The sequence below is a fragment of the Gordonia sp. w5E2 genome, from assembly GCF_036540975.1.
GTDB lineage: Bacteria > Actinomycetota > Actinomycetes > Mycobacteriales > Mycobacteriaceae > Gordonia > Gordonia jacobaea.
This window is the reverse complement of record NZ_CP144213.1, coordinates 500,766-522,582: the sequence shown is the minus strand read 5'-3', so window position 1 is coordinate 522,582 and position 21,817 is coordinate 500,766. Positions and strand designations below refer to the sequence as shown.

The 21,817-nt window shown below is 65.0% G+C and carries 21 protein-coding genes; 8 read left to right on the top strand and 13 right to left on the bottom strand.

Annotated elements, in window-relative coordinates:
- Positions 1-68 precede the first annotated feature (68 nt).
- Positions 69-701 (top strand): lipocalin family protein, encoded by a 633-nt coding sequence (locus tag RND64_RS02230; protein WP_049700559.1) that lies wholly within the window; start codon positions 69-71, stop codon positions 699-701.
- A 74-nt stretch (positions 702-775) separates the two neighbouring features.
- Positions 776-1,822 carry an acyl-CoA dehydrogenase family protein gene (locus tag RND64_RS02225; protein WP_049700558.1) on the top strand — a complete coding sequence of 349 codons (1,047 nt, stop codon included), beginning with the start codon at positions 776-778 and terminating at the stop codon, positions 1,820-1,822.
- A 7-nt stretch (positions 1,823-1,829) separates the two neighbouring features.
- On the opposite strand, the gene RND64_RS02220 is transcribed toward RND64_RS02225, so the two are convergent.
- The 4 genes from RND64_RS02220 to RND64_RS02205 all read right to left on the bottom strand — a co-directional run bounded on the left by RND64_RS02220 (position 1,830) and on the right by RND64_RS02205 (position 6,584).
- Complete coding sequence (locus RND64_RS02220; protein WP_083444461.1) at positions 1,830-3,191, bottom strand: dipeptidase; 1,362 nt, start codon at positions 3,189-3,191, stop codon at positions 1,830-1,832.
- A gap of 15 nt (positions 3,192-3,206) precedes the next feature.
- A complete protein-coding gene (locus RND64_RS02215) occupies positions 3,207-4,610 on the bottom strand; it encodes a glutamate decarboxylase (RefSeq protein ID WP_290724915.1) in 1,404 nt (467 codons plus the stop codon).
- A gap of 113 nt (positions 4,611-4,723) precedes the next feature.
- Positions 4,724-6,208 (bottom strand): hypothetical protein, encoded by a 1,485-nt coding sequence (locus RND64_RS02210; RefSeq protein WP_049700556.1) that lies wholly within the window; start codon positions 6,206-6,208, stop codon positions 4,724-4,726.
- A gap of 133 nt (positions 6,209-6,341) precedes the next feature.
- Positions 6,342-6,584, bottom strand: a complete 243-nt coding sequence (locus RND64_RS02205; protein WP_049700555.1) for a hypothetical protein — start codon at positions 6,582-6,584, stop codon at positions 6,342-6,344.
- 82 nt (positions 6,585-6,666) lie between these two features.
- Between RND64_RS02205 and RND64_RS02200 the strand changes: the two genes are divergently transcribed.
- Positions 6,667-7,626, top strand: coding sequence for a GlxA family transcriptional regulator (locus tag RND64_RS02200; RefSeq protein ID WP_049700554.1), 960 nt, complete (start codon positions 6,667-6,669; stop codon positions 7,624-7,626).
- On the opposite strand, the gene RND64_RS02195 is transcribed toward RND64_RS02200, so the two are convergent.
- The 5 genes from RND64_RS02195 to RND64_RS02175 all read right to left on the bottom strand — a co-directional run bounded on the left by RND64_RS02195 (position 7,623) and on the right by RND64_RS02175 (position 11,410).
- Positions 7,623-8,165 carry a hypothetical protein gene (locus tag RND64_RS02195; RefSeq protein WP_049700553.1) on the bottom strand — a complete coding sequence of 181 codons (543 nt, stop codon included), beginning with the start codon at positions 8,163-8,165 and terminating at the stop codon, positions 7,623-7,625. The two genes, RND64_RS02200 and RND64_RS02195, sit on opposite strands and share 4 nt — an antisense overlap.
- Positions 8,166-8,209: 44 nt before the next feature.
- Positions 8,210-8,686, bottom strand: coding sequence for a Dps family protein (locus tag RND64_RS02190; protein WP_049700552.1), 477 nt, complete (start codon positions 8,684-8,686; stop codon positions 8,210-8,212).
- A 126-nt stretch (positions 8,687-8,812) separates the two neighbouring features.
- Positions 8,813-9,244, bottom strand: coding sequence for an organic hydroperoxide resistance protein (locus tag RND64_RS02185; RefSeq protein WP_049700551.1), 432 nt, complete (start codon positions 9,242-9,244; stop codon positions 8,813-8,815).
- A 121-nt stretch (positions 9,245-9,365) separates the two neighbouring features.
- Positions 9,366-10,826: a catalase gene (locus tag RND64_RS02180; RefSeq protein ID WP_049700550.1), complete on the bottom strand. Its 1,461-nt coding sequence runs from the start codon at positions 10,824-10,826 to the stop codon at positions 9,366-9,368.
- Between the two features lie 140 nt (positions 10,827-10,966).
- Positions 10,967-11,410, bottom strand: a complete 444-nt coding sequence (locus tag RND64_RS02175) for a Fur family transcriptional regulator (protein ID WP_049700549.1) — start codon at positions 11,408-11,410, stop codon at positions 10,967-10,969.
- A 175-nt stretch (positions 11,411-11,585) separates the two neighbouring features.
- On the opposite strand from RND64_RS02175, the gene RND64_RS02170 reads away from it, so the two are divergent.
- The 3 genes from RND64_RS02170 to RND64_RS02160 all read left to right on the top strand — a co-directional run bounded on the left by RND64_RS02170 (position 11,586) and on the right by RND64_RS02160 (position 15,922).
- The gene (locus RND64_RS02170) at positions 11,586-13,364 is read left to right on the top strand and encodes a CocE/NonD family hydrolase (RefSeq protein ID WP_049700548.1); all 1,779 of its coding nucleotides are present in this window, start codon (positions 11,586-11,588) and stop codon (positions 13,362-13,364) included.
- Between the two features lie 189 nt (positions 13,365-13,553).
- A complete protein-coding gene (locus RND64_RS02165; protein ID WP_049700547.1) occupies positions 13,554-14,570 on the top strand; it encodes an isopenicillin N synthase family dioxygenase in 1,017 nt (338 codons plus the stop codon).
- A complete protein-coding gene (locus RND64_RS02160; protein ID WP_290724905.1) occupies positions 14,567-15,922 on the top strand; it encodes an amidohydrolase family protein in 1,356 nt (451 codons plus the stop codon). The genes RND64_RS02165 and RND64_RS02160 overlap by 4 nt, the downstream gene beginning before the upstream one ends.
- A gap of 91 nt (positions 15,923-16,013) precedes the next feature.
- Here the strand turns inward: RND64_RS02160 and RND64_RS02155 are convergent, their stop codons facing one another.
- The gene (locus tag RND64_RS02155; protein WP_082937870.1) at positions 16,014-17,186 is read right to left on the bottom strand and encodes an EAL domain-containing protein; all 1,173 of its coding nucleotides are present in this window, start codon (positions 17,184-17,186) and stop codon (positions 16,014-16,016) included.
- 285 nt (positions 17,187-17,471) lie between these two features.
- Here RND64_RS02155 and RND64_RS02150 point away from each other — a divergent pair, with 285 nt between their 5' ends.
- Complete coding sequence (locus tag RND64_RS02150) at positions 17,472-17,642, top strand: hypothetical protein (protein WP_197494471.1); 171 nt, start codon at positions 17,472-17,474, stop codon at positions 17,640-17,642.
- Positions 17,643-17,804: 162 nt separating this feature from the next.
- On the opposite strand, the gene RND64_RS02145 is transcribed toward RND64_RS02150, so the two are convergent.
- The 3 genes from RND64_RS02145 to RND64_RS02135 all read right to left on the bottom strand — a co-directional run bounded on the left by RND64_RS02145 (position 17,805) and on the right by RND64_RS02135 (position 20,622).
- Positions 17,805-18,455, bottom strand: coding sequence for a hypothetical protein (locus RND64_RS02145; protein ID WP_049700544.1), 651 nt, complete (start codon positions 18,453-18,455; stop codon positions 17,805-17,807).
- A 72-nt stretch (positions 18,456-18,527) separates the two neighbouring features.
- Positions 18,528-19,979: a hypothetical protein gene (locus tag RND64_RS02140; RefSeq protein WP_049700543.1), complete on the bottom strand. Its 1,452-nt coding sequence runs from the start codon at positions 19,977-19,979 to the stop codon at positions 18,528-18,530.
- A gap of 25 nt (positions 19,980-20,004) precedes the next feature.
- Positions 20,005-20,622, bottom strand: a complete 618-nt coding sequence (locus tag RND64_RS02135; protein WP_049700542.1) for a TetR/AcrR family transcriptional regulator — start codon at positions 20,620-20,622, stop codon at positions 20,005-20,007.
- 80 nt (positions 20,623-20,702) lie between these two features.
- Between RND64_RS02135 and RND64_RS02130 the strand changes: the two genes are divergently transcribed.
- The gene (locus RND64_RS02130) at positions 20,703-21,776 is read left to right on the top strand and encodes a Rieske 2Fe-2S domain-containing protein (protein WP_049700541.1); all 1,074 of its coding nucleotides are present in this window, start codon (positions 20,703-20,705) and stop codon (positions 21,774-21,776) included.
- The last annotated feature ends 41 nt before the right edge of the window (positions 21,777-21,817 follow it).

Below are 21,817 nucleotides of genomic sequence, written 5' to 3'. Positions count from 1 at the left end.
ATCCGCCGTGTCATCGGCGTCGAATCCTGCAACGTTCCATGACCCCACCCGACCCCAGGAGTCGTCCGATGCACACGCAGCGTCCCGTCCGGATTCTCGTCGTACTCGCCACAGCACTGCTCGCCGCCATGACAGCGCTGCTGTCGATACTCGCGCCCGCACGCGCCGACACCACGCTCCAGCCGGTGAAGAACCTCGACGTCGAGCGCTACCTCGGAACCTGGTGGCAGCAGGCCACCATTCCGGCGTTCTACGGAATCCGCTGCGCCAAGGACACCAACGCCACCTACACGCTGATCAACTCGACGACGGTCGGCGTCGACAACAAATGCACCAGCTTCACCGGACAACCCGACGGGATCAAGGGAAAAGCGACCGTCGTCGATCCCAAGAAGAGCAATGCCGCACTGGCAGTCTCTTTTCCGGGAATCCCGAACACGATCAACACCGGTTCGTTCCCCAATTACGTGATCGCGTGGGTCGCGGATGGCAAGGATCCGAAGGGCCCCTATGAGTACGCGATCGTCGGTGACCCGTACCGGCTGTCGGGTTTCGTACTGAGCCGAGAAAAGGTCGTGAGCAACGAGAAACTGCACATGCTGCGGCTCAAGACGGAGTCGTTGGGCTTCAACTCGTGCACCTTCCTGATCTCCCCCATCACGGGTGGCCGCTCGGACTACTCGCCGCTCTGCACGGTCTGATCACCCGGGCCGTCTGATCACTCCGGACGGCGAGCTCGGCTCGAGTTCGCCGCCCGGCCGATTACCCTGAACGCGTGGACACCGCGCCAAGCCCCACCGCGCTCATCGACGCCGCTTACCGCATCGCCGACGACCTCCTCTTTCCCGACGCAGCAGAGGTCGACCGCACGGGAGAGGTGCCGGCCTCCCACTGGAAGGCCCTCGCCGACGCCGGGCTGTACGGCGTCGCAGCACCGCATGTGGTTGGCGGACCCGGCCTCGAACTCACTCAGGTCATCGAGATCATCGAAGTCCTCACCAGCGGCTGCCTCTCCACGGCGTTCACCTGGCTGCAGCACCACGGCGTCGTCATCTCGCTGGCAAGCACCACCAACGACGCCCTACGCACCGAACTCCTCGACGACGCCGTGACCGGCCGCACCCGCGCGGGCGTCGCCTACGCGGGTGCCGTGCCGACACCGCCACGGATGAGTGCGTCGCGTACCGACGGCGGCTGGGTCTTCTCGGGCTACGCGCCGTTCGTCAGCGGTTGGGGCCACATCGACCTGCTGCAGATCTCCGCGCGCGACGTCGACACCGACGACGTCATCGCCGCTATCGTTCCCACGCACCCGATGTCGGCAGCCATCACGGTCTCGCCGATGCGACTCACCGCGGCCAACGCGTCGCACACCGTCAGCCTGCGCGTCGATTCGCTGCCGGTTCCCGACGCACTCGTGGTCAGCAGAGTCGCGCTCGACGCCTTCTTCGCCAACCAGAACATCGGCATCCGACTCAACGGCGCACTGCCGTTCGGAATCCTCCGCCGATGCACAGCGCTGCTCGACCGCGGTGGCGCAACCGCGCAGGCCCGACGACTCCGCGAGCGCGGCAGCGAGATCCGCACCCGACTCGACACGTCCCTCGCCGACGCCGACGCGTTGCTCGCCGCACGCGCCGACGGAGCGCAACTGGCCGTCGACGCCGCCGCCGCGCTCGTGGCAGCAGACGGCGGCCGCGCACTGATTGTCGGAAGCGACGCCGACCGACTCTCCCGCGAAGCGACGTTCACCCTTGTCGCCGCAAGTCGCCCCGAACTGAAAGGGCTACTCCTGCAACGCTTCAGCGGGGAGAAGGATTAGTCGTCGACTACTCCGGCCGCACGTAGTCGCGCAGGAACAAGGCCTCCGCGATGGCGAGGTTCTCGATCTCCGACGGGTCGACACTCTCGTTGGGAGCGTGGATCAGACACGACGGCTCTTCGACGCCGAGCAGCATGATCTCGGCGTCGGGGAAGGTCTGCTGCAGCACGGTGCACAGTGGAATCGATCCGCCCTGCCCCTGCATGACCACGTCGCGCCCGTATGCGGAACTCATCGCGTCGACCAACGCGTCGAAGGCCGGCCCCTCGGTCGATCCGGAGAATGGCGCCCCGATGGCCTCGCGCTCGACCGAGATCTTGACGTGCCAGGGCGCGACCTCTTCGAGGTGCGCGATTAGCGCGTCTTGTGCGACCTTCGCGTCCATGCCGGGCGGCACCCGCAGGTTGATGCGTGCACGTGCACGCGGCGTCACTGCAGCCGACGACCCGACGACCGGCGAACAGTCGATGCCGAGCACCGTTGCGGCCGGGCGCGCCCACACCATGTCCGAAATACGGCCGGAGCCAACGACATCCACGCCGTCGAGCACAGTGGCGTCGCGTCGGAAGTTCTCTGCGGGATAGTCGATGCCGTCGAATTCCTGTGTGGCGTCCAGCCCGCGGACCGTGGTGTTGCCGTGCTCGTCGCGCAAGCTCGCGAGCATCGAGATCAATGCCGCCAGGGCGTCGGGAGCCGCACCCCCGAACATGCCCGAATGCATTGCCGATTCCAGTGTTTCGACACTCACGACCACGTTGGCGACACCACGCAGACTCGTCGTCAAAGTCGGTTGTCCGACAGTGCAATTGCCGGAGTCGCAGATGAGAATGGCGTCGGCGTCGAGCAATTCGGGATGCTTCGGCACGAAGTCCTCGATGCCTCCCGAGCCCTGTTCCTCCGAGCCCTCGCCGATGATCTTGATGTCCACTCCGGCCTCGCCCGCGAGTGCGCGCAGCGCGGTGAGGTGGACGGCGATGTTGCCCTTGCAATCTGCCGCACCCCGCCCGTACCAGCGGCCGTCGCGTTCGGTGAGCTCCCATGCGGGCGACTTCCACGCGTTGAGGTCCATCGGCGGCTGCACGTCGTGGTGAAAGTAGAGCAGCACGGTCGGCGCACCGGGCGGTCCGGGGATGTGTCCGGTCACGGCCTTGCTTCCGTCGGCGGTCACATGCGCTTCGACGTCGTGCACCCCGACCTCGGTGAACGCCGTAATCAGCCACTCGACCATCTCGTCACAGTCGGGCGGGGGCTCTCCGGCGGGGTCGTAGACGGATTTGAAGGCAACCATCTCGGCGAGGTCGCTGCGGGCCTGTGGCATCAGCTCGTGGACGCGGGTACGGAGGGTCTCGACATCGTTTGACTCAGTCACCCCTCAAGTATCCCGTCAGTGATGAAAGTTCGGGCCGCTTCCGTCGCGTGGCAGCGGCGCCTCAAGGGTTTCGAGGTAGCTGACCTGGCTCTTGATGTCGGCCACTAGCGCGACCGCGAGGTCGTGACTCATCCCGTTCTTGACGACGACGCGCTGCAGGACCAGATTCGACATGTCGTCGGCCATCGGATACGCGGGCACCAGCCATCCGCGAAGTCGAAGTCTGTCAGCGAGGTCGTACAGGGTCCACGTCGAGGTGTAACCCTCCTTGATGCGCCAGGCGAACACAGGGATGGTGTCGCCCTTGCTCACCAGCTCAAAGGGTTCCATCGCAGCGATCTCGCCCGAAATGTACTGGGCCACATCGAGGGATTCCTGCTGCGTGGCACGATAGCCCTCGAACCCCAGGCGCAAGAAGTTGTAATACTGCAAGAGCACCTGGGCGCCGGGTCGTGAGAACGGCAGCGCAAGGGTCGGCAGGTCACCACCGAGATAGCTGACGTGGAAGATCAGGCTCTCTGGCATAGCGGCCTTGTCCCGCCACACCGCCCAACCAATGCCTGGATATACCAAGCCGTATTTGTGACCTGACGCATTGATCGATGCGACCCTCGACACCCGAAAATCCCACTCGAGGTCTGGTTGGCAGAAGGGTGCGACGAAGCCGCCCGACGCAGCGTCGACGTGGATCTTTATATCGAGCCCGGTCTTCTGCTCGATCTCGTCGAGTTTCGCCGAGATCTGCTTCACCGGTTCGTAGAGCCCATTGAACGTGACGCCCATTATCGCGACCACGCCGATGGTGTTCTCGTCGACGTAGTTCTCGAGCTCGGTGCCGTCGAATACAAAGTGTTCGGGCGTGCAGGGCACAAATCGCGGTTCGACGTCCCAATAGTTGCAGAACTTCTCCCAGCAGACTTGCACGGCGCTCGAGAGCACGAGATTCGGCTTGTCGAATGGCTTGCCCGCGGCTTTGCGCGCATCTTGCCATCGCCGCTTGAGTGCCAAGCCGCCGAGCATAGACGCGTCGGACGAGCCGACGGTAGCTGTACCGATGGTGTGCCCGGGATCAGGCGCATGCCACAGGTCTGCGATGATGCGCCAACAGCGTTCCTCGACGGCGGCGGTCGCTGGATACTCGTCCTTGTCGATCTCGTTCTTGTCGAACGACTCCGCATACAGGCGGTTGGCGTGATCGTCCATCCAAGTGGTGACGAAGGTCGCCAGGTTGAGTCGGGCATTGCCGTCGAGCATCGCTTCGTCGTGGACGATCTGGTAGGCCGTTTCTGGCAGCATCGAATCTCTCGCCAGGGAGAACTTCGGCAATTCGGTTGCCTCGCCGCTGCGGGAGAAGACGGGGAGCGACAGGGAGTCGCTCAGATTGGTCCTGAATACACTCTTGCGGTCGTCCGAAGGCATCGGGCTACTCCTTAGTGTTCCTCCTGAAGGTTCCTCATGACCGTACCGACATCGCGGCGTGGCCGCGGCCATAGCTGCACAAAGAGAACCGAAAAGCTCAGTCGCAAAAGAGATTATTGGAACGACACAAAGAATGGTCGCGGCTCCACATTCATCGTCTGAGAAGGCGTCAACATCGGGGTGTCCTCGGTGTAGAAATTCTTCCACCCCATCACCACGTTCGGCGGTAGGTCGACCAGAATTCGACGCCAGGTGTCCATCTTGACCGAGGGAATCCCGTGTCCGTCGGCGTGGATAACGGTTTGCAGCTCCGGTCGCGTCGTCACGATCTGTTGGCGGTTCGCGAGCATGTCGGTGTCGAACTCGTGCAGCACGAACAACTTCTGCGGCAGCCGATGCTCACGTGTCAGGCCCGCGAGCCAGTCCGACGTCGCGTTCACTTCTGCAGCCCCGACCGAACCGATCTGCGTGAGGTGCACCTGTTCGGGTTTGAGCCGCCACTCGGGGTCGAGCGCGAGTCCGACATGCGGCATCGCAAGTAGATCTGCGTAACGCTTGGCCTGCGTCAAGAAGTTCATCCGTCCGGGCTGAAGATCCAGCGTGACATAGACGCCCGCCCTGCCGGCAGCCTCGACCCACGGCCGAATCTGCGCGGGATCGATCATCGAGGTATAGGCGCCGCCGTCACCCGGCGACGCCGATGCGACGGTCACGATGATCTCGAAGGCCGGCACCACCAGTTCGCGGCTCACCCGTTGGTATTGCGCCGCGATGCCCTTGACCCGTGCGATCGTCGCATCGAGGCCTTGGCGGCCGAGTGGCCCGAGCGACGGCGAGCCCGGAGATCCGTACAGCGCCACCATGCGCCTGCCGGATGCCACGAGCTGCCCACCGCCCGGGATCTCCGGCAGCGTGACCGCCTGCTCGACGTTCCTGGCAAACGTGGGGGTGTCGCCGAACGCCCGTCCCAGAGCGATCACGGGAACTGTGCCGCGCGCCTCGCGCAGCGCCCGCACCGATTCGCCGCTCGCGCGCGGGTCCGGTACCGCGACGCCGACGAGTCGTGTTCCACCTGCCGCCGCGGTGGCTGCGAGGTCCGGGTCGAGCGGCCCCGCCGCGAAGACGACGGGCCTCGGACCGTCGGGGGCCGGGTTGCCACGGAGTCCGGCGAGGTCGGCCGAGGGCGTCGACACCTGCGTCGTCGAGAACTGCGACGTCGAGTGAAAGCCCGTCTCGCCTGCACCGACGACCCAGACCGACCGCGTGCCGAGTCGGTGGAGTTCTGCTTCGACGTCCGCACTGGTCGCGGGGCGCACCGCGAAGACCGGAACATGCCGGGTCGCTGCGGTCTCGGCGACAGTTTTCCAGTCCTCGCGCGTCGCGGAGTCGGTGACGACCACGGCGTCACTCGAACTGCGAAATAGCTTGCTGCTCAGAGAAACTGCGGGGCTGCTCGGCGCATCGACGACCTGCGGCTCGATCGCCGGGGTGGCGAAGACCGCGACGTCGGACATACGGGGGACCGTCGACGCGGCGGTGAGGAGTGCGATCACGATGAGTGCCGCCACGAGGGCGACTGCTCGTCCGCGTGAGACCACCGACGCGTCACTCCCCTCCCGATTGCCTACGACTCGTGTGCTCTGGGACCCCGATGCAGAGTACTCGCGCCGACGTGCTCAACCAACGTAACAACCAGGTTCCCGCCCGGATCGCCGGATCGCATACGGCTCGTCACGCGCAGTCGCGGCGGTGCAGCCGCAGCACCGATAGCTCGTCGGCGATGCGTTGCGCGTCGGCGTCGGCTGACGGTGTCACCGAACCGCGCGCCCAGTCGCCGTGTCCGCCGGAGTGATCGAAGCCGAACGGTATGGCGGGCAGATCTCGGTCCCAGTGCACGCGGATGACCGCGTAGACGACGGGGACCACGAAGACCAGAACGAGAAAGACCAGGAGGAGAACGTCTGAGAATGTCATGTCAGAAATGATCCGCCCGCACAAATTCCGCCACCAGTGGCACTAAAGCCAACGTTCGACAATTTTCTGCCATACTGGTTGCGTGCTCAGCAAGGTGGCAGCGATCCTGCACGGTAACGTCGCGCTCTTTGAATTCGGCGTGCTCAACGAGGTGTTCGGCCTCGATCGCACGGATCTCGGTGGCCCGCCATTCGACTTCCGCGTCTGCGCACCCGACCCGTCCGAGCCGCTGAGTATCGGCAACGGCGCGAGCATCGTCGCAACGCATGGGCTCGACGCCGCGCGCGACGTCGACCTCGTCGCCATCCCCGGCGGCAGCACGAGTGGTGACTACCCCGAGGAGATCCTCGACACCTTGCGCGCGGTCGTCGACAACGGCGGACGGGTGCTGACGGTGTGCTCGGGCGCGTTCGTCGCGGGGGCCGCCGGACTACTCGACGGCCGACGCTGTACTACCCACTGGGCCTACGGCGAGAAACTCGCGCACATGTTTCCAGCGGCCCGAGTCGACACCGACGTCCTGTTCGTCGACGACGGCCCGGTCACCACAAGCGCGGGCACCGCAGCGGGCATCGACGCCGCGCTGCATCTCGTCCGCGAGGAAATCGGGCACGAGGCAGCCAATCTGATCGCGCGTCGCATGGTCGTTCCGCCGCATCGGGACGGCGGTCAACGACAATTCGTCGACACCCCGATCCCCGAATGCGGCTCGAAGGGCTTTGCCGAGATGCTCGACTGGCTTGTCGAGAACCTCGACCGCGAGGTCCGGGTCGACGAGATGGCCGCCCGCATGCACATGTCGCCACGGACCTTCGCCAGGCGCTTCGGCGACGAGGTGGGCGTCTCCCCGCACAAATGGCTCACCGAACAGCGCGTCGCACACGCGCGTCGGCTACTCGAGACCACGTCGCTGCCGATGGAACAGATAGCCACGCAGGCCGGGTTCGGATCGGCGACGCTCCTGCGCCACCACTTCGCGTCAGCGGTCGGCGTCTCGCCTGCCACCTATCGCCGACGCTTCGCCGCCCAACAGGCGGGCTAACCGTGGTTCTTCGACGCCTCGGTATTTTTCGACGCCGCGGAACTCTCCGACACTGCCTCTGGTGCGCTGACGCTCGACGCAGTCTCGGTGCGCTCGTCGTCACCGGTCGGCGCGTCGTCGTATGACTCGCTGAAGGAGACGCGCGGGGTGGTGGCGACGTGGACCAGTGCGAGTACGCCGTAGACGATCGCGGCGATTCCGAAGAGCACCGCGAGCACCACTGCGCCGATGTGTACCGCGCCGAGCACCACTCCGTCTCCGCGCGATGCGACGGCTCCGACCGCACTGAGCACCGCCGCGAGAAGGGCCCATGCCGCGCCGCGCAAGCGCGGCGTCACGATCGATGAGTAGAACAGCCGCTGATAGAGCGTGACCTCGTACTCTTCGACGGCCGCAAGACGGACCGGATCGCCGTCGGCGAGCTCACGCAATTCACGCGCCAAACCCGCGGCGCGAGCCAGTCGATCGGCTTCGCGCTCGCGGGTTCGGACATATGCGATGGTCGCGACCGTGGCTGCAACGAGCCCAAGGCCGACCATGACCCCCAGATCATTCACGCACTAGACGCTACAGCGCGGGCGTCTCACGCAATCTGTGCTTGCCACATCCAGTGGAGTTGTTCCAGTTTGGCGGCGAACGAGATCAGCAGATCCTGTGTGACCGGATCGGCCTCTTCCGTCTCGTCGATCCGCGTACGCAGACCGGCGATCACAGCCTTGAGGTTCTCGACGATCGACGTGATGACCTCGGTGTCGGACGTCCATCCGTCGCCGAATCCGGTCGTGCCTGCAGTCTTCGCGACGGTCTCGGCCCGACCGTCGGGCGAGACGCCGATCGCGGTCGCACGCTCAGCGGCCTGATCGGTGAACTCGCGGCTCACCGTGACCAGCTCGTCGAGCTCGAGGTGGACCGAACGGAAGTTCCGTCCGACGACGTTCCAGTGAGCCTGCTTGGCGACCAGGGACAGATCGATCAGATCGACCAGGGTCTGCTGCAGAGCGTTGCCGGTGATGGTCTTCTGCTCATCGGTCAGGGTGCTCGTGATCGGAGTGTTCGTCATTGTGTGACTCCTTACTCTCTCGCTGCCGCCGATAGGCGGACTTGAATGCTGCCGCCGGTAGGCGGGCTTGCGGTTGTGCCCGACGCCGGGCTGTGGCGCCGGGCTCGCAACGGTCGCGTCAGTTACTCAGACGCGAACCGTCAGGTTGTGGGCGATGTTGCCCTTCGTGGCCTTCGAGTAGGGGCAGAAGGCGTGTGCGCCCTCGGCGAGTTCCTTCGCCTTGGCCTCGTCGACGCCCGGGATATAGGTCTCGATGTCGGCGACGAGTCCGAACCCACCGTCGGCCGGGTCCTTGCCGATGCCGATGGTGACGGTAACCGTCGACTCGTCGGGAACAGGCGATCCGGCGTTCTTGGAGGTCGCGCGCAGAGCACCGAGGAAGCAGGCTGCGTAGCCCGCCGAGAAGAGCTCCTCGGGGTTGCTGCCTTCTCCGCTGCCGCCGAGTTCCTTCGGTGGGCGCAGGTCCAGATCGATCTGTCCGCTTGCGGAAACGACCTCGCCGTCGCGGCCGCCGCCGGTCGCCGTGGACGAAATGGTGTAAGCGGGTTCGATAGCCATGTGTACTCCTCTGAGACTCAGTTACTGCGTGACTGGGTACTGCCTATGATGTGCTACTTCTTTGTCTTACAACAGCTCTCGCGACCGTGGTGTTCCGAGATCGCGGATGTTCAGCAAGATTTCAGTTCTGCAGGCCTGCGCGGACGCCCGATTCGACCTTCTTGCCCAGATCCTCGTCGACGTTGCGCCAGTACTCGAAGACTCGCGAGAGAACCGGCTCACTGACACCACCGAGTACGTGTCCGACGATGTTGTCGACGAGGCGTTCGCGTGCTGCATCGTCGAGTACGTCGCGCACCATCGTGCCGGCCTGTGCCCAATCGCTGTCCTCGGCGTGCTCGATGTAGCCAGCACGCACCGCGGCGCCGTCGAAGGACCAGAGCCCCTCGTCGCCCGCAGCACTCGGATCGGCGTGTGGTCCACCAAATGAGTTGGGCGCGTACACCGGAACGTCGGGAGCGGAGAAGTTGTATGCCATCGCACCCTCCTTGGAGTAGGTGTTGACCTCTGCGCGTTTCGCCGAATTGACCGGCAACTGAGCGTAATTCGTTCCGATGCGGTAACGATGTGCGTCCGCATAGGCAAAGACCCGGCCGAGCAACATCTTGTCGGGTGAGAAGCCCACTCCGGGAACGACATTCGACGGCTCGAACGATGCCAGCTCGATCTCGGAGAAGAAGTTCTGCGGATTGCGGTTCAGTGTCCAGGTGCCCACTTCGATGAGCGGATAGTCCTGCTGCGACCACACCTTCGTCAGATCGAACGGATTGAAGCGGTACTCCTCCGCCTCGTCGACCGGCATGATCTGGACCTTGAGCGTCCAGCTCGGGAACTCGCCGTTCTCGATCGCCTCGTACAGATCCTGGCGGTGATAGTCGGGATCACTGCCTGCCAACGTGTCGGCCTCCGCCTGCGTGAGGAACTCGATGCCCTGGTCGGTCTTGAAGTGGTACTTGACCCAGAAGCGTTCGCCGTCGGCATTGACCCACTGATAGGTGTGCGAGCCGAATCCGTCCATATGCCGCCACGACTTCGGAATGCCGCGATCGCCCATCAACCAGGTGACCTGGTGCGCGGTTTCGGGCCGCAACGTCCAGAAGTCCCACTGCATGTTGTGATCGCGCAGCCCCGAACCGGGCAGTCGCTTCTGCGAACGGATGAAGTCGGGGAACTTGATCGGATCCTTGATGAAGAAGACCGGCGTGTTGTTGCCCACCAGGTCGTAGTTGCCGTCCTCGGTGTAGAACTTGATCGCGAATCCGCGCGGGTCGCGCCAGGTATCGGGGCTGCCCTGCTCGCCCGCGACCGTCGAAAAGCGCACGAGCGATTCGGTTTTCGCGCCAGGCTGGAACAGCTTTGCCTTGGTGTAGCGCGATACGTCGCCAGTGATCACCAGTTCGCCGAACGCCCCGCCACCCTTGGCGTGCACGATTCGCTCTGGCACGCGCTCTCGGTTGAACTGGGCGAGCTTCTCGATCAGGTAGTGGTCGTGGAGCAGGATCGGTCCCTGCGTTCCCGCCGTCAACGACTCGTCGTCGCTTACGACCGGAATTCCGGTGTTCGTGGTGGTACGTGGTGTCATGTGCGAATCTCCTTCATTGACGGGGCTGTTCGCTTCTGAGGTCGGTTCACGAGCGACGACGTAGTCGTCTCGCTCGCTGCTTCCGCTGCGGCGGGCCGGCCGCAGCGGTCGAGAACACGCTGGTGTGAAAAATGTTGGTATTACGCGGGTTTCACGTTCGACGCCGCCGCTCGACAACTCGGGCACTGACCCCAGAACGTCACCTCGGCTTCGTCGATCGAGTAGCCGTGGTCATCGTCGGGAATCAGACAGGGGGCCTGTCCGACGACGCAGTCGATGTCGACGATCTCGCCACACGTGCGGCAGACGAGATGGTGGTGATTGTCTGCTGTGCGCGTCTCGTAGCGCACCGCAGATCCAGCAGGTTCGATGCTTCGAAGCAGTCCGTTATCGGTGCACGAGCGCAAGACGTCGTAGATGGTCTGCGTAGACACCGCGCCGAGTTGCTCGCGCACACCACGCGCGACGACGTCCGCCGTCGAATGTGGGCGCGCCGCCAGGACCTCGAGCACCGCGAGGCGCGGAGCGGTGACCCGCATGCCTGCCTCACGGAGTTGCTGCACGAGCGCCTGTCGATCCTGCATGACTCCACCATAGCCACGTTTCTGGAATTAGTCCATTATTTGGAGAAGATCCAGAATCAGATCGGGTGCCGGAGCACCCGTGGCCCCGCACATGGATTCGGGATCGGCCAAACCGGTCCGCACGCGGGCTCCCGACTGTCATGCTCGCAGGGTTGTCCGAAGCATCGGGGGATTCATGCGCACGCTCGTCGTCAGCACACTCGCACTGCTGCTTGCGGCAGTCGGGATCGCCGTGGCGCCGCAGGCACATGCGTCCGACGCCTTCACTGTCACCACACTGCACTTCGACGCCGCTCACGACTCGGGCCCGCGCTGCGACGTCGTCGGCGATCTCTATGTTCCGCAGGGTGTTTCGCCGAGTAACCTCGCACCGGCTGCGCTGACGACCAACGGCTTCGGTGGCAGCAAAGACAGTCAGGCACCGCTGGCACGGATGTACGCCTCGCGCGGTTACGTCGTGCTCGCCTATTCCGGCTTGGGCTTCGGTGGATCGAGTTGTCGCATCACTTTCGACAGTCCGATTCCCGACGGCGCAGCAGCGTCGCGCCTCGTGAGCTACCTGGGTGGCGCGACAGGCATCGCCTTCCGCGACGCCGCACATACGAAGCCGGCACCTCGACTCGACGCCGTCGTGCATGACGGCGTCGACCACAGCGGCACCCGGAGATCCGACGATCCGCGTGTCGGCATGATCGGCGGCTCCTACGGCGGCCACATCCAGTTCGCGGCAGCATCGGTCGATCCCCGAATCGACGCGATCGTCCCGATGGTGACCTGGAACGATCTCTCATACTCGTTGTCCCCCAACAACACCGGACAGTCCGTCGGTGTCAGCACCCCGACGCAGGGTGCGGTCAAGATCAACTGGAGCGCGTCTCTGGCTGCTGCGGGACTGATGTCCGGTGTGCAGCACGCATCGGTTGAACCGCAGCGCCTGACGGGCTGCCCCGACTTCCCTGCCGCAGTGTGCTCCGCACTCGTCGGGTCGGCGACGAGCGGAACAGTCGACCGCTCGGTCCTCGACGGATTTCGGCGTGGATCGGTCGCATCGTTCCTCGACCGCGTCACCATTCCGACTCTGCTGGTGCAGGGCCAGAAGGACACCCTGTTCAACATCCAGGAGGCGTTGGCAACCTACCGCGGCCTTTCCGCCAAAGGTGTTCCGACGGCGATGATCTGGTTCTCCGGCGGACACTCGGGCACGCCCGCCACCGGCGACTACTCCTCCACGACACCGAACCCCGACACCCAATACGTCACCCAGCGCGCAGTGGGATGGCTCGACCACTACCTGAAGGGCAGCGGCCCGGGAACCGGCCCGAGGTTCGCCTACTACCGCGACTGGATCGACTACCGCGGCATTGCGACACCCGCCTATGCGACGGCAGGCAGCGTCGACGTCGGCAGCCGGGTGCAGTATGCCCTCTCCGGCGCCACCGGATTGGTGCCGTTGGCCACGCCACCCCGCCCGGGTACCGCACGCTTGCGCACCCCACCCGCGGGGTTGCCCACCACGCACGACGTGCCCGACGCACTCGGACTCATCAGCCTTCCCGAACGCGACGTCGCGGGCACGTACGCCCAGTGGGACACCGCGCCCCTGCGGTCGGCGCTCGACGTCGTCGGAACGCCGACGCTGCGCCTGCGTGTGTCCGCGCCCCTCGACGTCGGCGCGCCACTGGCCGACCAACTTGTCCTTTTCGCTCGAATCGTCGACGTCGGCGCCGACGGTTCGTCGACGACCGTGGGTAATCTTGTTGCGCCCGTACGGATATCGGACCCCCGCGTACCGATGACCATCACCATCCCCGCCTTCGTCCACCGTTTCGATCCGGGACACCGACTACGCCTTGTCGTCTCCGGCGGATCGACCAACTACCGCGGCGGGATGCGCCCGATTCCGGTGTCGATCGACGCCGGACCCGACCAGATCCTCCGACTACCGATCGCCTGACGCGGCACGACATCGCGAGACCGCCACGTTCTCGAGTGGCGCCCTCTGCGCGGCTGTCGTATTCTTGCTGGCACGAGGTCACGTGTAGCAACGGGGAAGAGTCCCGATGTTCGCGTCCGCAGCCGCCCTTCTCTCGGGTACCGCGTCGAAAAGCGCACGTGACCTCATTCGTGAAGAGAGAACACACCCATGAGCAACACCACCACTCCGGCTACCGCCTCCGCCGACTCGTACGCGATGACAGAACTCAATCGCGAAGCGCAGATGGGCGGTGTGGGCACCGAGACCACCGACCGTGAGGTCCGCCGCATCAGCCTTGCCGACTTCGAGCAGCGTCGTGCACAGATCGCCGACGAACTCTGGTCCGCCGCAACCGATATCGGCTTCTTCCAGGTCGTCGACCACGGCATCGACATGGCCGAGGTCAACCACGCCTTCGAGATGTCGGCGAAGTTCTTCGAGCTACCCCGCGAGGTCAAGGAGCAGTTCCCCCTCAAGAAGGGCCAGAATGCCGGGTGGGAGTTCTCCAGCCAGGTCCGCCCGTCTGTGGGCACGCCTGATCAGAAGGAGTCCTACCAGCTCACCCTCCCCCGCATGGAAGGACTGTGGCCGACCGAAGAGGAACTCGCCGGATTCCAGGCAACGCTGCTCGACTTCGAGCACAAGTGCTGGAAACTCGCGATGGACATCCTCGGCTGCTTCGCGGAGAAGCTCGGCTTCGACCGTGAGTTCTTCACTCGCGCACACGATCCCAGCACCGAGACCTACCAGAGCACACTTCGCCTGCTGCACTACTACGCCTTCCCCGACGCCATGCTCGACGAGCCGAACGTCTGGCGCGCAGGCGCTCACACCGATTTCGACGCCTTGACGCTGCTGTTCCAGCGTGCGGGCCAGGGCGGCCTGCAGGTGCTTCCGGGTGCCGAGGCCTCCACGCAGGCGTGGACTCCCGTCGAGCCGTCCGACGAGGCGATCACCTGCAATATCGGCGACATGTTGATGCGCTGGTCCGACGACAAGCTCCCGTCGAACTTCCATCGCGTGCGCGCACCGCGTCGTGGCGAGTACACCGGCCCGCGCTACACCATCGCCTACTTCGCGCAGGCCAACACCGACGCCCTGATCGAGAGCGCCGCAGGCAAGTACCCGGCGATCACCGGCGGCGACTACATCGCACAGCGCATCGCGGCGAACTTCGCCAAATGAGCGACGACGTGACCTCGGGAGAACAGTCGAGCTCGGTGCTCTCCAGCTCGGTGTTCTCCGATGTCGCCGTGTATACGGGCGGCATCTGGCTCGAGCATCAGGATGTTCGCGTGGTCGGCGGGGTCGTCGAATCGATCTCGCCTCACGCGTCGTCGACAACTGCTGCCGCTGAATCGATTTCGACCGGCGGCTACCTGATTCCGGGTTTCGTCAACACGCACACCCACCTGCAGCAGTCGCTGATGCGCGGTATCGCCGAGTGCACGCCGCTACTGGAGTGGCTACTCGCGGTCGGCGAGGAGTCGGTCGCCATCACACCCGAGCGTGCGTACACGGCGGCAGTTGCGGCAAGTCTGGAGATGCTTCGGTCGGGCACCACGACCGTCGTCGAGCACATGTGGCCGCACCCGTCCACCGAGGTCCACGGCGCAGTGATCCAGGCGTTGCGCGACACCGGGATTCGTGCGGTTCTCGGCCGCGGTGTCGCCGATCGGCCAGACGCCACCCGCAAGTGGGGATTCGAGCCACGACTGATGCAGCCGCTCGACGAGGTGCTCGACCATGTCGAGCACCTGCGCGAGCAGACTGCAGAGTCGACGATCACTGTGGCACTTGCCATTCCGAACCCGCGATCGGTCACCGAGTCGGGGATGGTCACACTGCGCGAGTTCGCTCAGGAACGCGACATGTCGGTGATGATTCATCTGCTCGAAACACCGACCGACGATGTGATGTGTCTCGAGCATGCGGGACTCGGCGCGGTCGAGTACCTCGACTCCAACGACTTCTTGTGGAACAGGCTGCTCGCGGTGCACTGCGTCGAACTCGACGACGTCGGACAGTCGATCCTCGCCGAACGCGGAGTTGCGGTGTCGCACAACCCGTTGTCGAATATGCGGCTCGGTAGCGGTATCGCGCCGATCCCCGCGATGCTCGACCGCGGCGTCGGCGTCGGACTCGGTGTCGACGGAGCGGCGAGCAATGACACACAGGACATGCTCGAGACGTTCCGCATCGGAGCGTATCTACAACGCGCGGCACACAAGCGCGCCGACCTCATGGGTTTCGAGACGATGCTCGACATCGCTTGTGGCGGAGCGAATGTGGCGCTCGGTCTACCCGAGGTCATCGGCGGCGTGAGCGTCGGCGCGCCCGCCGACCTCACGCTTGTCCGGTTCGACCGCGACTACGCGACGTTGCCGGTCCGCGACCCCGGCGCATCACTGCTGACCACCGGGTCACGCTCGATAGTCGACGTCGTGATGGTCGACGGGGACGTGGTGATCGCGGACGGTCGGAGCGCGCGCATCGACGAGGCTGAGTTCACCAAAGAGGTCGCGTCCCTGTCATAGGACGTAAAGGTTTCGCCTTGTGTGGGACCTGGTTGTGTGGGACCTGGGGGTGCAATTGTGCACCTCTGGGTCCCACACAACTCGCCGAAGGTCAGCTGAAACGGGCCAGCACGCTGTGGACCGCCTGCGTCACGGTGAGCCTGTCGAACGACTGCACGAAGTCGAAGGTGCGCTCGAGGTCGGGGCCATCGTCGTGCTGATCGCGTGCCGAGAGCAGCGCGGCGAAGTGAGGTCCGAGTATCGCGACTGTCCACTCGTTGACGAGATCGTCGGCGGCGTCGAGCGGCGCGTGTCTGACGTTGCCCTCGACCATGTGCGACAGTCCGACACCGTAGACACCGGCGAAGCCCGTGACGTCTGCGAGCTCGCGCCACCGCTGTGACGTGGTGTCCGTGAAGTGTTGCGCGTGCTGGAAGGTGCCGACGACGATCATCGCCTGGCCGGCAGATGCCGCCTGAGCTTCGAGCGCTTTGCTCATCTCGACAAGAAGTCGTTTGGTTCCGCGGCGCGGCTCCTGCATGACCGACGCGAGTGCATACGGGGTGTCGGCCGACGGCGCTGGGCTCGACCACACCGGTGCCTCCGGAAAGGGCACCACCTCGTCGGCCGGAAGCTCCGACGGGTTGGCGACGGCCGGGTAGAGCCGTCCGGTGCCGAATGTCGCTCCGATGGTCATCGCTGCCGATCGCGACTGCTCGTCGTGGACACCTTCTGCGACGACAACAGCGTTGCTGCGTTCGACGTGCGCGGCGAGCGCATGCGCGACCTCGGCCATGTCGGGTTCCGTGGCAACCGAGAGCAACTCGGGTCCGGTGATGATCACGTCGGGCTCGATGAGTGGGAGCATCGAGATCGCGTGCGGGTCGACACCTATGCCGTCGACGCAGATCACGCGGCCACGGCTACGTGCTGCCTTCACCGCGCCGAGCGCCTCGTGCGGACGGCTGAGCAACTGCGCCGGCGATACCGAGAAAACCAGACGCTGCAGGGCTGCCGGTGTCGGCAACGCATCGAGTTCGTGCTGCGGGATGGAGTCCATGTCGACTGCGACGAGCACCGGGAGGATCTCGGCGATTTCCACCGCCTGCGGCGAGTCGGCGAACACCATCTTCTGCTTGTCGAGCGGCGCCTTCTGTTCCATCAGGCGTGCGGCTCGACGCAGTGCCTCTGCGGTACCCATCGCGCTTCCGGCCAGACCTCGAACCTGCAATTCGACAGCAGCGAGCGCACCGTCCGACAGACGGCGAACCGGCGCGAACTGCATGACCACCTCCATCGACAAATCGTCGGCGGCCAACACCGACGAGTGGTAGGTGGATCGTCGAGATAGGCGCGTCATCTTCTTAGCTAACCATCCATTTACGTAATAGGCGAAAGTCACCGTCGCCGCCGTACTCGACACGGCCGCCGTTACCTTCTCGTGACCATGGGTTGCCGTGCGGTGTCAGTACTGCCGCGGCCCTGGTCAACGCGTCACGGCGGTCCGTAACGTCGACGTCAGTTCATCGCGGCGCCTCGTTCGTGACGACATTCGAGTGAGGAGAGACTCATGTCGCAGATCACGACGACCGCTGATTCAGACCATGTCCCGGCCGCTGCCACAGCGACTGGAATCGACGAACCGATCCCGCTGATCGCGTCCGCCAGGTCGGGGATCGTCATACTCACGCTTCTCGCGGCGAGCACGACCATCACGTTCGGTTCGCTGTTCTTCGCGTAACCCGCCTCTTCGCACACCCGACTCCGCAAAACTTCGACTCCGCATCACTCGACTCGAGAGTGGAAGCACGTCACAGTGCTGCGCCCGTGTGCCGCCTGCGCCGACCCCCGCGTCCGCAGGCGGTGCACACCACTCGAGGTCGGCGCATGGAGCCGCGCAGTATCAGCGACCCTTCACCATCCGTGTCGGGCGCATCCGCGTCGACTGCGGGAGCCACCGGTTCACCGACTTCTGCATCGTGCACAGCGCTGAGATCACGAGAAGCGCGAACTGAATCCACCCGATGACCGGCAGAGCCGACCACACGTCCGGGTAGCGGAACAGCAGATCTATCCCGATCGGGATACAGAGCAGGTTGACGACGACCGCGGCGAGGTAGAAGTTGCGGCAGTTGCGACTGTGATGCGTGGCCGCGGCGACCAGCAGCGCGTACTCGATCGCGAGGAAGACGACGATCATGATCAGCATGAACGGCGGAAAGAAGTTCGCCATCGGGTCGATGCGGTCGGCCGGTGCCGCGTTCCGCGGATCGGTTGCGAGTCCCTCGCGCAGACGGTCCCTCAGCAGTCCTCTGATCGTCCCGACATTGACGAAGCCGTAGACGAACGCGACCAGTCCAGCGGCTGCTGCTCCCCAGAACGCGACGCGCGCGTGGACGGTCAGCGCGCGCGGCGCCGGACCCGGATCGGTCGGTCGCGACGGATAGAGCACCGCCTCGTCCTTGTCCTTCGACCGACGCTCGATCGCCGCCAGGTCCTCGGCGTCGAGTTCGGCCTGCGTCGGGATGCGATCGGACTCATCAGGGTCGGTCATGGTGACGATTGTCGCACCGTCACCGGCGCCCGATCTTGAGCATCCGGGACTCGACGACCGGCGGCCGACTTCTCAACGCCTCGCGATCTTCAGCATCCGACTCACCGTCGCCTGCCAGAGCGAGCCGTCGGGCGCGATGGTGCCGGTCAGTTCGAGCGGCTCGTCGACCGGTCCGTCGCCGACGTGCAACGTGCGTACGCGGGCGCCCGTCGCGAAATCGGTGGCGATGTAGTCGATAGGCCCGACCTGCTGGATCGATCCTGGTCGATAGGGCCCGTAACCGAGGCCGTGGATGAGTCCGTCGGCGCGCGAGAGTCGGGGCAGCGATGCGAGGCGGTCGCCGTTCTCCCACACCCGGTGGCACTGCCCCGCGGACACGTCGATGCGTGTCGATCCGCCGACGAAGGGCGCGTTGGCAGGCACGCTCGGACCGCTGACGGCCATGGGCGGGTACTGGTAGCCGTAGGTGCTGGGGATGATGAGCGAGTTGCCCCAGGCCATCGGCGAGTTCTCGGTGCCCTGTCCTGAGCTGCCGAACGCGGGCATGCGGCACACCGTCGAGCCGGTGTTGCTGTCGTAGACGATCAACTGTGGTCGGGAGGCGTTGTCGACGATGGCAACCCATCCGTCGCCCCCGGGGCCGAAGTAGGTGGGCGTGGTGCCCGATCCCCAGGTCAACTGGCCGGGACGACGTGCGGCGCCTCGGTCATAGGCGCGACGCCACACCACCTCCGGTGTCCCGTCGACGCCTGCGCGCATCTCGTAGAGTGCGTGCGTCGAGATGACCGACACACCCGACGCCCGCACCGAGAGTCCATTACCGAGATCTTCACCCGCGGGCAGATGCGTCGACCGCACACGCCGCGCGGCGTCGACCCTGCCGACGACGCCGTGCGTTGTCACGAACCACACGCGGCCCGCGAAGTCGGGAGCGAGTGCGGTGACGGCGTCGCCTGCGGGGACATGACCTTTCAGGTCAACGCGGTCATCGATATAGAGCTGCCACCCCTGCGTCGAATGCCGATGTGCCACACGCAGAATCGCGCCGGACCCGTCGGCGACGACCACGCGATCGCGATCGTCGAGATACCCGTACACACCTCCGAGCAGCCCACCCTTGGTCAACTGCTTGCGTGCGATCGGCACCGCGGTCGTCGGATCGAAGAGCGTCACCGTCGCCACCGCGACCTGCAGCGGCGCTATGCCGACGAACTGGGTACACAGCGACACCGGCATCCCATCGCGTCCCACGAACGTCGCGGCGCAGGCACCGCCGGGAATCGACGACGCCGCGAGACGCGCGGACTTTCCCGGTCCGGCGAACGGCGTCGAGTCCGACGACCACAGGTCACCGTGCATCAGCGACGTTCCGACCGGACCGAGTCCGGTCGCCGGGCCCGGTGCGGGAGCCGTCGAACCGTGTGTCGGTGGCGCCGCGACCGCAGGTCCTCCGACGATCGCACCCACGAGTATCGCGACGACGATGGTCGACGCGGCGAGTATGCGGATGCGGGCAGCACACATACGCGGACCTGGCGATGTCACCGCGTCACTCTGACAGATAGGCGACGATAGCGCCCGACATTCCCGCACGAGCGTCATCAAGGTTGCCGTAGGTACCCAACGTGTGCTCCGAGATGAGTCCGCGCATCGCACCCGGGATCAGCGCGGCCATCTGCCGGACCTTCCCTGGATCGAGGTCGAGGTCGGCAAATGCACGCTCGAACGCCGCGTCCCAGTTCGGCTTCCACGAAGCCAATTCGGCTGCGGTGAGGGGAAATTCGCGTTCCAATTCGACGTGTTCGCGCGGAAGCGCCGCGCGGAGCGTCTCAATGGCCCGCGCCTCCGGCGTCGTGAGTCCGTAGAACATCGCGTCGATCAGAGCGGACACCCTCTCTCGCAGCGTCCCGTCGGGTTTGACGCTGGCCGGGAGATCGCCGCGCTGGTCCGCGGTGTGACGCAGAACCGCTGCCCACAGACCGTCGATATCGCCGAACTGGTACTTGACCACACCCCACGTCGCACCGATCTCCCGCGCGATCCGATTACCCGAGACCGCCGTCGGATCACCCGTCGCCAACGCGGTGATTGCTGCACGGATCATGCTGTCCCGCGTGGCCTGACCACGCTTGTTCGCGCGCCGGGGGGTGGTCGTCGCCTCACTCATGACGACAAAGTCTAGCCATTCGCGCCGACTTTCACAGAACCCTCTTGCACTCTTTCACAGAGGGTTCTACGGTTCTTCCTATGGCACAGACCCCGCTGTCGATGGAACCGACTGGCTGGTACCAGGTCGCCTGGTCGCACGAGATCGCCGTCGGCGACGTCCACCGCATGACCTACTTCTCCCGCGACATGGTCGCGTGGCGCTCGGCGTCGGGAAAGATCTCGGTGTTCGACGCCTATTGCGAGCACCTCGGCGCACATCTCGGGTACGGCGGTCGCGTCGAGGGCGAGAACCTCGTCTGCCCATTCCATGGGTGGCAGTGGAACGAGCAGGGTCGCAACGTCTGCATCCCGTACGAGAAGAGGCCGAACAGAGGCAGGCGAATTCGCAGCTACCCTGCCGTCGAGCGCAACCATGCCGTGTGGATCTGGTTCGACACCGCCTCTCGCCCACCGTATTTCGAAGTGCCGGACGTGTTCACCGCATTCGGCGACGACGCATCGGACGCTGACAACTACTACGCACCCATCCCCGGCGGGACACTGTTCCACGAGCGGCTCGAGCTCCATCCGCAGTACATCATGGAGAACGGCGTCGACTTCGCCCATTTCAAGTTCGTCCACGAGACGCCGTTTATGCCGGAGTTCACCCGGCACGATTTCCACGGACCGGTCTCCTACGTCGATTTCACCATCGCGTTCGAACAGGGAGCCACCCTCGAATCAGCCTCCAGCGGCGTCTATTCCGTGAACGCGGGACTCGGGTGCTCCGTCACCAAGTCCTGGGGGATGGTCGAGAACCGCACGATGCCTGCGGTCACCCCGGTCGACGAATCGACGTGCGATGTGCGGTTCACCGTGTGGATCGGCAAGAAGCCGGGAGAAGAAGACGCCACCGAGTTGACCAAGTACGGCAAGGTGATGAGCGACCTGGTCATCGACCAGTTCGACAGGGACGTCGAAATCTGGTCGCACCAGCGCTATTCGGATCCGCCTGCGCTCTCGCAGCGAGAGTTCAAGGGCTTCACCGCATTACGCAACTGGGCAGTGCAGTTCTATCCCGAGGGCGACTCGACCTACGGACGAGACCCGACTCGCCCCGAAAGCGGCGCGATCGTGCCACTACACCCGTCGGCCACCGCCGCAACAGCCTGAGCGCACCAGCGTCGCGAACATGTCCACACGAAAGGTCCAGC

What these genes read in the sequence shown, in the direction of transcription:
- RND64_RS02175 (WP_049700549.1), bottom strand. Translation starts at nt 11,410, where the DNA reads ATGCAGGATCGACAGGCGCTCGTGCAGCAACTCCGTGAGGCAGGCATG.
- RND64_RS02130 (WP_049700541.1), top strand. Translation starts at nt 20,703, where the DNA reads ATGGCACAGACCCCGCTGTCGATGGAACCGACTGGCTGGTACCAGGTC.
- RND64_RS02190 (WP_049700552.1), bottom strand. Translation starts at nt 8,686, where the DNA reads ATGACGAACACTCCGATCACGAGCACCCTGACCGATGAGCAGAAGACC.
- RND64_RS02230 (WP_049700559.1), top strand. Translation starts at nt 69, where the DNA reads ATGCACACGCAGCGTCCCGTCCGGATTCTCGTCGTACTCGCCACAGCA.
- RND64_RS02195 (WP_049700553.1), bottom strand. Translation starts at nt 8,165, where the DNA reads ATGGTCGGCCTTGGGCTCGTTGCAGCCACGGTCGCGACCATCGCATAT.
- RND64_RS02155 (WP_082937870.1), bottom strand. Translation starts at nt 17,186, where the DNA reads ATGCAGTTCGCGCCGGTTCGCCGTCTGTCGGACGGTGCGCTCGCTGCT.
- RND64_RS02165 (WP_049700547.1), top strand. Translation starts at nt 13,554, where the DNA reads ATGAGCAACACCACCACTCCGGCTACCGCCTCCGCCGACTCGTACGCG.
- RND64_RS02140 (WP_049700543.1), bottom strand. Translation starts at nt 19,979, where the DNA reads ATGTGTGCTGCCCGCATCCGCATACTCGCCGCGTCGACCATCGTCGTC.
- RND64_RS02160 (WP_290724905.1), top strand. Translation starts at nt 14,567, where the DNA reads ATGAGCGACGACGTGACCTCGGGAGAACAGTCGAGCTCGGTGCTCTCC.
- RND64_RS02150 (WP_197494471.1), top strand. Translation starts at nt 17,472, where the DNA reads ATGTCGCAGATCACGACGACCGCTGATTCAGACCATGTCCCGGCCGCT.
- RND64_RS02185 (WP_049700551.1), bottom strand. Translation starts at nt 9,244, where the DNA reads ATGGCTATCGAACCCGCTTACACCATTTCGTCCACGGCGACCGGCGGC.
- RND64_RS02180 (WP_049700550.1), bottom strand. Translation starts at nt 10,826, where the DNA reads ATGACACCACGTACCACCACGAACACCGGAATTCCGGTCGTAAGCGAC.
- RND64_RS02135 (WP_049700542.1), bottom strand. Translation starts at nt 20,622, where the DNA reads ATGAGTGAGGCGACGACCACCCCCCGGCGCGCGAACAAGCGTGGTCAG.
- RND64_RS02145 (WP_049700544.1), bottom strand. Translation starts at nt 18,455, where the DNA reads ATGACCGACCCTGATGAGTCCGATCGCATCCCGACGCAGGCCGAACTC.
- RND64_RS02170 (WP_049700548.1), top strand. Translation starts at nt 11,586, where the DNA reads ATGCGCACGCTCGTCGTCAGCACACTCGCACTGCTGCTTGCGGCAGTC.
- RND64_RS02205 (WP_049700555.1), bottom strand. Translation starts at nt 6,584, where the DNA reads ATGACATTCTCAGACGTTCTCCTCCTGGTCTTTCTCGTTCTGGTCTTC.
- RND64_RS02215 (WP_290724915.1), bottom strand. Translation starts at nt 4,610, where the DNA reads ATGCCTTCGGACGACCGCAAGAGTGTATTCAGGACCAATCTGAGCGAC.